General features: G+C 64.7%; 5 protein-coding genes. 2 read left to right on the forward strand and 3 right to left on the reverse strand.

What is annotated here, in order from left to right:
• The first annotated feature begins 203 nt into the window (after positions 1–203).
• The gene (locus CQY20_RS04045; protein ID WP_097938362.1) at positions 204–590 is read left to right on the forward strand and encodes a heme-binding protein; all 387 of its coding nucleotides are present in this window, start codon (positions 204–206) and stop codon (positions 588–590) included.
• Between the two features lie 12 nt (positions 591–602).
• Here the strand turns inward: CQY20_RS04045 and CQY20_RS04050 are convergent, their stop codons facing one another.
• Positions 603–1,421 (reverse strand): DUF1206 domain-containing protein, encoded by an 819-nt coding sequence (locus CQY20_RS04050; protein ID WP_097938363.1) that lies wholly within the window; start codon positions 1,419–1,421, stop codon positions 603–605.
• A gap of 139 nt (positions 1,422–1,560) precedes the next feature.
• Between CQY20_RS04050 and CQY20_RS04055 the strand changes: the two genes are divergently transcribed.
• The gene (locus CQY20_RS04055) at positions 1,561–2,400 is read left to right on the forward strand and encodes an EamA family transporter (RefSeq protein WP_234816088.1); all 840 of its coding nucleotides are present in this window, start codon (positions 1,561–1,563) and stop codon (positions 2,398–2,400) included.
• Between the two features lie 37 nt (positions 2,401–2,437).
• Here the strand turns inward: CQY20_RS04055 and CQY20_RS04060 are convergent, their stop codons facing one another.
• Complete coding sequence (locus tag CQY20_RS04060; protein ID WP_097938364.1) at positions 2,438–6,997, reverse strand: hypothetical protein; 4,560 nt, start codon at positions 6,995–6,997, stop codon at positions 2,438–2,440.
• Between the two features lie 3 nt (positions 6,998–7,000).
• Positions 7,001–12,025 (reverse strand): LysM peptidoglycan-binding domain-containing protein, encoded by a 5,025-nt coding sequence (locus CQY20_RS04065; RefSeq protein WP_207767242.1) that lies wholly within the window; start codon positions 12,023–12,025, stop codon positions 7,001–7,003.
• Between the last annotated feature and the right edge of the window lie 132 nt (positions 12,026–12,157).

Genomic DNA, 12,157 nt, shown 5'->3' on the forward strand with positions numbered 1-12,157 from the left:
CATCGGGGCGTCTTTAGCTGAGGTTTACCTAATCAACATGAACATACCCTTACTCCGATCGCGCCGAGGGCTGCCCCGTACACATCGGGCCTGTGAATTGGCTGGCGATCGGAGCCTGACCCGCTTTCGCGGGCCATCCGCAGCGCGACGTGTAAGACTCTCAGCAGCTTGGCCGGTTCTGGATGACGACGAGGGGTGACCGAATGACAACGTCTACAACTGTGATGCGCCGTGGGGTGATGGGTGCGCTGCTGGGAGTGCTCGGCGGTGCCGCGGCGATCACGGTGGCGCTGCCGACGGCCAGTGCCGCACCGTGCACGGCAAGCGGGCTGTCCTCGACTGCCAGCGGGGTGCTGGCCGAAGCGGGCACCTATCTGGCCGCGCATCCCGGCGCCGACGACGTGTTGACCGCGGCAGGCTCGCAGCCGACGGACCAGGCCAAGGCCAATGTCCAGAACTATTTCCTGGGGCATCCGGGTGAGTTCCTCGACCTCAAGCGGATCGCCCAACCGTTGACGGATCTGCGCGCCCAGTGCGGCGTTTCGGTGTCGCCGGGGCAGTTGGCGGCGCTGGTCGAACAGTTCCAGTAACTACATCCGGCGTTACATGCGTCCATGGCGGCTGCGGACGAAGCTGTAGGCGCCGAACGCGGCGATGCCCACCGCGGCGAGGATCAGAAGGATCTTGCCGAATGGGGCCTGGCCCAGCGTCTTGACGGCCGCGTCCAGGCCTGCGGCCTTCGCCGGATCGGCCTGCAGCGTCGCGACGATGACGAGCAAGCCCGCGCCGCCAAGGACCAACCCCTTGGCCACGTAGCCGGTGACGCCGACCGCGGTGACGCCGGTGCCGCCATACACGCGCAGGTCCTTGAGGAACTTCTTGGCTGCGCCCTTGTAGACGTGATAGCCGCCGACGGCCGCGACGCCGAGGCCGACGATGATGAGCAGCGCCTTGCCCCAGCCGGACTGCATCAACTGCGCGGAGAGCCCGGCGTTCTGCTGCCCGTTGGACTGGCCGCCGCCCATGGCGAACCGGGCGGCCGAGAACGCGATCGCAAAGTTCGCGACCGCCAGCCCGAGCGACTTGACGCGCTTCCAGGCGGGGTTGTCGTCGTGCTGCGCGCCGGTGCGTTCGCCGGGCTTAGAACCGACGACGGCCTCGGCAACGCGCCACAGCCCGAGGGCCAGCAGTCCGATGGCGGCGACCCACAGCATGATCCTTCCGCCGGGCTGGCCGGCCAGCGTCGCGAGTGCACCGGACTGGTCGGCGCTTCCGCCGGAGCCGAACGCCAGCCGCAGGATGATGAAGCCGACCAGTAGGTGCAGCACGCCGCTGGCGGCGAAGCCGGCGCGGGCCGTGTACTCGAATGCCTTGCTGTCGGTTGCCCGATCGACTGCGCCGTGAACTGACGTGGTGCTCATCTCGACCTCCTAGCCGGTTGCCGAAGCCAGTACCCGCTTTTTGACGCAGTCGAAACCTGCGGTTCGTGTGCCCCGCGGATGGCGGTTTCATCCGGGGTTCACCCGGCCACGTAGGGTCGGCGCGAAAGGAGAGCCGCGGGTGACGTTGTCGATCGTGTTCGCCGTGCTCTTCTCGGCGTTGCTGCACGCGACGTGGAACTCGTTGGCGCACGCCGTTTCTGACCGTCTGGTGGGCTTCGCGCTGATCGGCGTGGCCGACGCGATCGGCGGCGGCGCAATGGTGGCCTTCGCCGGTCTGCCACCCGCGGGAGCCTGGCCGTTCGTCATCGCCTCCGCCGCACTGCACGTCGTGTACAACCTGCTGCTGCTGGCGAGCTACGAACTTGGTGAGTTCAGCCAGATGTATCCCCTGGCGCGGGGCACGTCGCCGTGGGTGGTCGCGCTGGTGTCGGTCGTGGTGCTCGGTCACCAGCTGCCCCTTACCGAGCTTGCGGGCGTGCTGGCGGTGTCGGGCGGGCTCATCGCGTTGGTGTTCATCGGCGGCCGGCCGAATCGCAAGGAACTGCCCGCACTCGCCGCGGCCGCGCTGACCGGCCTGGCGATCGCCTCGTACACGGTCGTCGACGGGGTGGGGGTGATGCAGGCGCCGCTGTTGGCCTACACCGGCTGGATGTTCCTGCTTCAGGGCCCGCCGATCGCGGTGCCTGCCGCGGTTCGCCGCGGCAGGCACCTACCCACCGCGGTGCGCGGTTCGGCGGCGGCCGGGCTTGCGGGCGGTGCCATCTCGATCGCGGCCTACACGATCGTGCTGTGGGCGCAGACCAGCGGTGCGCTCGCCCCCATCGCCGCGCTGCGCGAGACGAGCATCGTGTTCGGCGCGCTGATCGGAGCGGTGTTCCTCGGTGAGCGCCTCGGCGCGCGGCGCGCAATCGCGGCCGCGGTGGTGCTGGCCGGGGTCGTGTTGATCACCCTGCCGTGAGTCGGTTCGTGGACAGAGGCGATCGGCCGTGAAGCCACTAAAGGTAGAAGTGGTCGGCGTACACGAGCCTCTCGGTCTTGGTCAGTTCTTCAGTACCTGGGTGCGGATCGGCCGTCATGATCTCGTACTCCTCGACCTGTACGCGCAGATCATCCGTCGTGGAGGGGGTGGCGAGCGGCTCGGGGGGCGTCAAGGACAATGCCGCCGACCACGTGGCGTTGAACGACACGCCATCCACACCAGCCAACTCGCACTGCACGGCTTCGCCACGCTTCACCCAGTCGATGTCGGAGTTCGACACCGCGTTGCGGGCCTGCAGGGTCGCCACCACTCGCCGGGTTTTCGGCAGTAGTTCCGCCAGCTGCTCGAAGTTCGGCTTCTCGGGCAGGGAAATCCCCGGCGCACCTGTCAGTGCGGTGACGCCACTCAGCGAGATGCGCACCTCTCCCAACTCCGGACGGCTCAGCGTGCCGATGCGTTCCGGAGGCAGCTGAACGAAGTCCGTAGTGACGACGGGCGAAAACGCCTGCCCGGCAATGGAGTTCGGCTGGTACCTCGCAACGGCCAGCCGTAGGAACGGCCAGACGGCATTGGTCGAATCCAAGATGACGTCGACAAACCAGCGCTTGCGTTTCGGATCGAACTCGGGAACATAGGCATAGGCGTTGACCGTCCTATCCCGCTGCTTGGCATCGACTGGTCCGTTACGCACCACGTGCGCAACCGGGCGGCCGGGCAGGCTTTCCGGAGCCAGCCGCAGCTGCACAGCGCGTTGCTGCCACGCAGGCAGGATCGGCACCTCATAGGAGTAACTCATGGCAGGACCGACCTGAATCGGGTCGCGGGCCCACAGGCTGACCGTCTCCGGGCGGCTCCCCGGCAGGCTGGGCTCGCCGAACATCGCCGGATCGCCGGTTGTGATGACGGCCAGCATTTCGCCGTCGCCGCTGGAAAACCACGGCCGATCCAGCCAGATGCGAACCCCGCTGCGACGAACGCGCCGCACAGCGAACGGGTGCTCGGGCTCAGTGTGCTCCTCCCACTTGAACATCGGCATGATGGCGTGCACGCTCGGCGGAGCTGGGCGCGCCGAACTCGGTATGATCACCTCGACCGCGTTGCCCGCCGACTCGGCATCGCCGACCGGAGGCAGTTCGTCGGGCAAGAAGAATTCGCGGTATCTCGACGATCCGTGCAACTGGTAGATCACCTTGCGTGCCTTGGTGTCTGGCAGACGATGGATCGCGGTCCTGATGGGCTCGACAACCTTCCGTGAGCCCACCTCATCCGCCGGTGTGATCTCCGCGTCGTCGAGTGTCAGCAGCGAGAAGCGCTCGGACTCGGCGATCCGGTAGTCGGCGACGACCTCAGCGGTGGTCCGCTGCTCGGGTCCGTCGGCGTCGGGGTCATCTACGCGATCTACCCACCGTGCGTGCAACTCGATTTTGTCGGTGCTGGCGCCGTGTACGTCGAGAACTCCGTCCAGCGCCGCGGGCGCCATTCCTGGCTTGCGCGGTCGTGCCGCGAGCCGGGAGATCTTCGGCGCGATGGCCGGGCGCGCTGTCGCATGTACCAGGCGGACCTCCTCCGCGGGCGTCAACCACCACATCCAGCCGTTGCGGGCGGCATCGGCGAGCACTTCCCGCTCCGCATCGGACACAGTCGCGTCGTGCACCGGATGATGGACCCAGAGCCCCATCTTCGCGAGGTGTTCGTTGTCGAGCATCGTGGAGATCCTGAGGGCGACCTGTTCACCCTGGGGAAGACCAACGTGGATGACATTGCCGTCCTGCCGCGCATCCAGACGGTCGGCATTGTGCAGCACCAGTCGCAGCGGCTGTAGTTCGGGCCACGTTCCCACGTACTTCACGAACACCGACTGCAAGACGCGCGGGTTGAGAAATTGATGATTTGCACCGGCCTCGTAAAACACCAACGCCACGCCATTCGCCATCGGATCTGGCAGGTAGGGCACTACCAGTTGGTCGACGTTATGAATGACGTACTGGCCCTCCTTGGGTTGGACATCGGGATCCTGAATGCTCTCCAGGGTTTCACCGTCAGTGACGCCGGGCATCGAGATGAGCTCGACGCCGGGCTGGACGACGGTCTTCTTCGGATCATTGAGATCCTGAATCCTGGTGTGAAAGAGGTTTCCTCGCTCTTTGAGTGCGATCGCGTACGCGCGTGCGCGATTGCCCGTGAGCATCAAGTTGTCAAGGCGTCCGTCCTGCTCCGCCTCCAGCTCACTGCCCTTCGGCGGCACAATATGACGTTGACAGGTTCCCGGTGATCCGGTCAGGCCGGTCCGAATCACCATGCGTTGCAACGACTCGCCGGTGATGTAGGCGGACCTGGGCACCAGCGCCGGGGCAGGGATCGGATCCCAACGCAGGAATTTCCGCGGCGCAGTGACGGTTTCCGGGTCTTCTGAGTCCGCCGAAAGCGCCGCGAGCAGGTGGGGGTCGACATCCCAGTGAGGCCGGATCGTCAGTGCCTTGGCGTTCTCCACGACCGAGGCCGTTGCGCGTTCGACATCGGCTCGCACCCCTTGACCGCCAGGGCGGTAGCAGGGCAGCGTGCCGGTGTCCGAATTGCGCAGCGACTCCAACAGTCCGAGCCGATCGCGCTGGGCGGCCTCGTCGCGCAGCCTCTCGAGGTGCTCGGCGGCTGCAGCCACCAGCGACGCATTCGCCGTCGTCGGTGGCAACTGATCCATCGGAACGCCGTTGCCGGCCAGATCGACTCCTGCGATGCGGAACGAGTATCGGCGGCCGTAGCGCAAGGCGGGTAGTGACCCAGGTTTGGCGGCCGACCTCACCCACAATCCGTCGACCGATCCGCCTGCCTCCTCGATGATCTCGGTGTCAGGATTGCTCGGCTCAGGATTATCGGTCGTTGCACCGTTGTGTTTGATCACCTTGCCGGGGCGTGGTGCTGACAGGCTCCATCCGTCCCAGCCGGCTAACACCTCGTGTGCGTAGTACGGGTTGTCCTCGCCGCCGGGCGTTCGACTCAACGGTGGGTTCTGCAGATGGCCGACGTCAGGTTCTGCGGTGAGGAACGGTGTCGGCGTCGACGCACCCGTCTTGAAAGACACGTCGACCGTGCGCTCGTGCAGGCTGTGCCACTTGCGCGTGAAGTCATCCCAGACCTCGATTCGCGTGCCGCGCAACAACCCCTCAAAGTGAAAGGCTTGGCGCTGCTGCGCTGCGTTCGGGTCTTCGATAATGGGTTTCAGGGTCTCGCTCGTTGCAACCTGGGCCTGCAGCCGTTCCGCTCGATCGAGTTCGGCGACCGCAAAACCGGTGGCCCGTAGGGCGGCGGGCGCGTATGAACCACGGTCACCGTTGATTTCGATGGCGAGTGCACGCAGGGCGCTGCGAAGATGTTGCTCGAGCGAGAGTGCGGAGGCGTCCGGATCGAGGTCCATCACGCGATATCGGTCCGGCCTGCCGATCCGCATTCGCCCTCCGTGCCAGCGCGTGTCGTCTTTCGGCTGCGCGTAGAACCGGTCCCCCTCCGCTTGGCAGAGCGTTGCGGGTGCGAGGTATCGCTCGGTGTCAACGGCGTCGGCGTTCGCGAGCGTGATGTCGCACCAGATGCGTTGCGCGTTCTTCAACCTGTCCAGGTCGTCCTCGTGCACCTTCACATCGACGATCAAGCCGAGCTTGCGCGCAAGGGCGGACACATTGCAGGCAGTCGCGACGCGCTCGTGGAACGCGGGCGTGGGGTGCGTGGTTCGCGCAGGCGCAAGCGACGAGTCCGGTGTGGGCTGGGGTTCGTACTGGGCCTCTTTGCGTTCGTAGTAGCGATAGGCGCGGCGGGTATCGCGAAGTATCGACAGCATCGGCGGGATAGGCACCCCGACATTCCCGTTGTCGAGGCCGTCGAGGTACGTGCTGATGTTCTCGTCGAGGCGGTCGTGCTCGAGCAGCAGCTCGATCGGCGATTTCCAGGGCTGGCCCGCGAACGCGTCATGAAGTGCAGGCCCGGGCACGGGATTTTCGGGCTCCGGTTTCTGCGGATCGAGAGCATCGCCTGCGGCCTTGGCTCGATCGGCTCGGATTCTGTCCAATCGTTCTCTCTGCTGATCGAGATAGCCGTCGCCTTCGCCGGTCAGTTCGTCGATGACGTTGGCGGCGTCGCGGACGTTCCGCAACGCGCTGAACACCGCGTCGGCAAGCGCATTGCCACGGACTCCGGGCCTGTCGACCGGGGAACACAGCAGTGATACGTAGTGCACCCAAAGTGCATAATCCGACATTCGATGCGCGGGAAAGCTCATCCACGTGGCCGAAGCGGGCTTCGGTGTCGGGTAGTCCTCGACCTCGGTCTCAGGCGGAAACACTTTGGCCCAGATCGTCTTGTCGGACTTGTTGAGTACTTCGCAGCGGATGGGATCCGGGTCGCTCTTGTCGGTGTACAGCTCGATCGTCGCGCCGGCCAGGGTTTCGACCCAGTCGACCATTGGCGGGTAGTCGGTCAGCTGGCCGCCGCCGTCGAGGCGATGGGAGATGTACAGCGACACATGAAATTCCGCTGACGGGCTGACCGAGTAGGGCAGAACCGTTGTCATGTACCGGGTGGTGGGCATCGGTCAATCTCCTGCGATCGCAAACGAGTCGAAGTACTTGTTCCACATGGTTTGCCCGCCGTCCTCTGGCGGCATGATGTCGCGCAACGTCGGGTCGCCGCGAGAACCGGCAAGCTTGCGCTCGCAGGTGATCTCCACCGATGCAGAGAAGAATGCGACCTCGATCTCGACTTGGAGGCTGGCGCGTCCGATCAGCTTGCCGGATTGGAAGTGGTACGTCAGCGACAGTTCGAGAGTGATGGACGCGGAGGCGATACCGAGCACCTCCACCTCGCCACGAATGCGGAAGTATCCCGTAAGTTGACCGATCTTGTCTTCGAGCCGGAGATAAACGCCGACCATGACCGACACCGAACCGGAGGCCACGCCGAGATCGACGCTGAGGGAGGCACCGGCCTCCAACCCCATTTCCAGTAAGACCAGGCCGTCCGGTGACAGCCGGATGCCGACCCATCCGCCACCTCCGATCGCCATGACGGTGAGTCGGAACGGTGCCTCTTTGGTGCAGAAGTAGAACCCGACGGTGACAGCCTCACCGAGGAAAGGCACTCGGCAGTCGGCGCCCAGCGCGATGTTCTCCAGTGAGAACACCCCGATCGCGACGCTGGGAAGCGCGAGGTCGAAGCCGGCGGTGACGCTGCCCGTGTCCACGTCGACATACGGCGGATCGGAGAACCCGTCGAACGGGATGATCTGTCGCAGCTTTTCGATGAAGCCGAGAACTCCGAGAAATTCCATTCCGTTGAACTGCACGTCAACTTCCGGCTTGCCGCCGGTGGCCATCCGAAAGCCGATGCGACCGAATTTGATTCGAAGGAGTTCTGTTTGTCCGGGCAGCAGGCGCAGCTCGAAATCTCGCAATTGGGCACTGACGTCGGATTGGGGTCGCCCATCCTTCGCCGTGCGAACCTCCACCGCGATGTTCAGACCCCGCTTGACGTCGTTCGGGTGGAATATGTGGTCCGCGTCGGGCCATCCCTTGATGGTCGGAGACCATTCGTAGCGCACGACGTTGTTCTCCACCGCCGCCCGCAGTGCCTTCGCGAAGTCGGTGCCCCGCGCCGTCGTCAAGGCAGCATTCGTGGCGTCATATGGACGCTGCAGCTGCGCGCGCAGAAAAGCCGGCAAGAACGGATCCGTCAGCAACGCTGACATATTCGTCAACCGATTCGCGACCTCTGTTGCGTGAGCGTTGGACGGGGGCGTCGCGCTCAGGCCTGCCAACAACTGTTGCAGTGGGGCTTGTGCGAGATTGTTGATCGCCGAATTCGCGGAGTTGTAAAGAGCATCGGCGCGCAACTTGGCGCCGGCGGGCGCGTCGGGAATCTTTCTGTCCGAATCGAATATCTCTCGCGCCTGCGTGAGCGCGTCGATCAGCCTGCGCCATGCCGTGTCGATGGTCTTGACAAGACCGAACTGTTCGGCGATGAGTCGTGGTGCTCTCTCGAATCCGCCATCCTTGGCGATGATGTCGAACAGATTGATCAGGCCGAACAGTTTCGGCAACGCGGTGCCCTTGAACAGATCTGGGTCGAAATGTCCGCCCGCGATGCCGGTGGGGCTTCCGGTCGTGTCACCAACACCGCCGAGCACCCGCGAAATACCTTTGACCGATATGGTCGGCTCGACGAATCCGCCGCCGCGGTCGCTTCCACCCGCGAAATCGAGCTTCGCCTCGTTATCCAGGGTCAGGAAGATCTCGGCTTTATCCGCCGAATTGAAGCCGCCGCTGCGATACTTCCCGGCCCATTTGACCGCGACAGGTCCGCCGACCTTGTTGAGTGTCGCCAACGCCGGGATGGCGACCTGCGCCTTGAAAAGCCATGGGGTACACCCATGGTCATACGCCTCGCCGTGAAACTCCATACCCTGTACGCGCATTGTGGTATCACCGGCGTTGTCCGATGGAGCGAAGGCGACTTCGGCGCCATTCAGGTCGATCGGGTGCTTGTCCGCAGTGTTGTTCATGACGTCGTCGAACCAGGTTTTCTGCGCCTTTCCGTACACCTCGGGACCCAGTCCGGCCGGGACGACGACGAGCGCAGTCATCATCGATACTCTGCGTTTCGCGTGGTCGATGCCGGTCACCTTCCACCGGTAGGGCTTCCCGCCGACGTGTGGCACGAACGGCTTACTCTCGTCGGCTGAATCGAGGTTGGGTGACACGATTGGATCGACGAGTGTCGCTGTGAAGGGAAGCTGGTAGAGCGCCGACGCTTTGACGTTGCCGACTTGAAGCAGGTCCTCGCTGTACTCGCGCAGTGGTTGACGCAGCACGATGAACTTGCGCGTGAAAAGGTAGGCCGCCTCGTCTTCGCCGAGGTTTATCCTGCGTTCGGTCAGTTTCACCAGGGTGCCGAATTGGCCGAACGGGTAGAGGTATATGGGTATCTCCACCCGCACATAGTGATCGCGGCCGAGGGTGGCCAGATGCCGATAGGCCGAGAGAATCTTCTCGCCCGCTCCCGGCGGCTTGTATCGCTGCCACTCCCACGCCGCGCGCCAGTCGATCCAGGCGCCGAGTGAACTGAGATAGAACCGGTCGACGGTCAGCGGGTTGGGTTCGATCAGCTTGCCCGACTGGTTGCGGTCCTCCAGCCGCGGATCAGCGGTTTGGCGGACGATGGCCCGTCGATCAGCGGGGTTGAGGGAGCCTTCGAATCCGGTTGCGGGAGCGCCGGATCCGTTCTCGTCGCGGCTCCAGATCGCGCGAACGGTACGTCGTGTGTTGTCGCGCTCATCGATTCCCACAAAGCGGTCCTGCGAGTCGAACATCCGGACTGCCAGCCTGGTATGCCACAGTTCCACCCGTGACGGGTCGCCGGGGGCCTCCGCGGCATCGGCGGAGTGAGCGAACCCCCCATATCTCTCGTCGGGCGAAACGACCAGGCGATAGGGGGCCTCTATCGCCGTCTGGTCGCCTTTGGGCGGAGTAGGCGGTCCCTGCGCGTCGGGTGGACGCCGCGTGTCCTCCGCCCGCGGCACTGCCAATGGCGAGACCCGCAATCGCAGCTGCGTCAGCCCAGCTAGTACGCCCGGCACCGTGAACGCCATCGTGGTTCCTTTGGGCACCGCGAACACCACGCGGGACTCGTTGGCCGCGCGCGACTGGGCGGTGCCGGTTGCGGTGCCAGGAGGATCAGGCCAGGCCTGTTCGAACACATGCTGGGAGCCGAATCGCACCACGATGTGGGCGTCGTCGGTCACAGCGACAAGGTGCGCCTGGCTACCGGGCCGATTCAACCGCGGAATGATCAACTGCTGGCCTGGAAGTATCAGGTCGGGATCGGCGATGTGGTTGGCGTTGGCAATGATCGAGTACTTGTTCCCGTCGCCGTAGAAGCGTTTGGCGATGTCCCACAGCTTGTCTCCGGGCGCGACGGTGTAGGTGTCGGGCGGTCCCGGCGATGTGGGTTTTGGGGGAATGATCAGCACATCGCCCGGCCGGATCAGGTTAGCGTTCGGCAGTTTGTTGGCCGCCGCAATCAATGTGAAGAGGTTGCCCTCGCCGTAGTACTTCTCGGCAATCGCCCATAGGGTCTCACCGCTGACGACCTTGTGCATGAGGGTCGGGGCCGCCGCGCCGGTGGTGACCCGGCACCCGACGACGTCACACGTGAGATCCAATAGGTCGTGTGGACGCAGCATACGGAAGGAGAACGGCACGTTAGCGTCGTCGCGGACCGCGACCTGCACAGAGCCGTCCGCCTCGACCCAGAACACTTCGGTGGTGGTCGCGGTGCGTCGCGTGGCCGCCAGGCCGCTGGTCGACGACGCGCTGTCCTTGCCCGCCACCGGGATTGCGCCGATCTGCCAGCCACTTGCGGTTGTCCATTCGGCGCTCCGCACGGAGCCGTCCTGGGCGATCCAGAACACCTCCATGCTCTCGGCGTCACGCGTGATCGCGGCAATCCCGCCCTGGGTTGAAGCGCTTCCGTCGTCGGCCACCACGACCGGCGACAGCTGCCAATCGTGTCCCTCTCGCCAATACGCCCACCGAACGGCGCCCTCCGGGCTGATCCACAACAGATCCATGCTCGTCGGCGTTCGAGATACGGCGGTGAGATTGTGCGGTCCTTCGGCCGCGCTGCCGGGTGCAGCGACCGGTTCGCCGTAGGGCCGCCACGGTTTACCGTCGTTGTACCAGAATGCTCCCTCCACGGAACGGTGCTCGCCGACCCACCAGACCTCCATGTTGTCGGTGAACCGAGACACCGCTGCGAGACCGCTCTTCAGCGAAGCCTTCTGGGCTGAGATCCCGCCGTAGGTATTCCAATTCTTGCGGTTGTCGTCATACCAGGAACCCCGGACTAGGCCGTCGGACGCTATCCACCAGATCTCCTGAGACTTCGGACCGCGTGAGACGGCCGCGATGCCACTGTGATCCGTAGCCCTGTCGACGCCCTGTGCCACCGGGTCGCGGTATTCCCGCCAGCCCTTGCCGTCGTCGTACCAGAAGGCACCGCGGACCGCTTCTTGAGCATCGATTCGCCACGTCTCCATGGTGTCGTGCATGCGGGACACCGCGGCGATGCCGCTGTGTGGGGACGCCTTGCGGCCGGGCACTGTATATGGCGTCTGCCAGCCCTTGTCGTCGTCGTACCAGTACCCGCCGCGAATCTCATTTGCGGCGTTGCGCCACCACACCTCCAGGTTGGCCGGATGCCGCGACAGCGCGGCCACGTCGCTGGATTCCGATGCCGATCCAGGTCCGGCGACTCGGGATTGTTCCCAGAGGGCGGCTATTGGTGCACTGTCATCGGGGACGATGTCTATGTCACCGCGGCCGCTGAGCAACTGATTGGTGCGGGCCGCGCAGCGTGCGTCGAAGTGCCCGACCGTGAGGTCGGACCACTCATAGCGGGCTTGCAGCAGTGCGACCGCCTCACGGGTCCCGTCGCCATATCGTTGTGTCGACCGCTCCTGATGTGTGATTGCACCGCCGACGCCGAGGACGTCCAGCGCGTTATGCAAATCGGCGACCGACCCACCCGTGTCGCCAGGTGCCAGAGGAGTTAGTGCGCGCATGCAGTGAGCTTCACACCAAGATCAAGTTTTCGCGTAAGTACTGCACTACTCGAATTCAAATTCGCCGCTGTGGATGAAGTCGGATCTGTGGATAACTCGGCCTGGCGGTGCCGCCCGTGTCGGGGTTCGGCG

Source organism: Mycolicibacterium agri (genome assembly GCF_002553505.1).
Taxonomy (GTDB): Bacteria; Actinomycetota; Actinomycetes; order Mycobacteriales; family Mycobacteriaceae; genus Mycobacterium; species Mycobacterium agri.

Bases quoted from the DNA above. Each gene is read 5' to 3' on its own strand.
- CQY20_RS04050 (WP_097938363.1), bottom strand. From the start codon at position 1,421: ATGAGCACCACGTCAGTTCACGGCGCAGTCGATCGGGCAACCGACAGC.
- CQY20_RS04065 (WP_207767242.1), bottom strand. From the start codon at position 12,025: ATGCGCGCACTAACTCCTCTGGCACCTGGCGACACGGGTGGGTCGGTC.
- CQY20_RS04060 (WP_097938364.1), bottom strand. From the start codon at position 6,997: ATGCCCACCACCCGGTACATGACAACGGTTCTGCCCTACTCGGTCAGC.
- CQY20_RS04045 (WP_097938362.1), top strand. From the start codon at position 204: ATGACAACGTCTACAACTGTGATGCGCCGTGGGGTGATGGGTGCGCTG.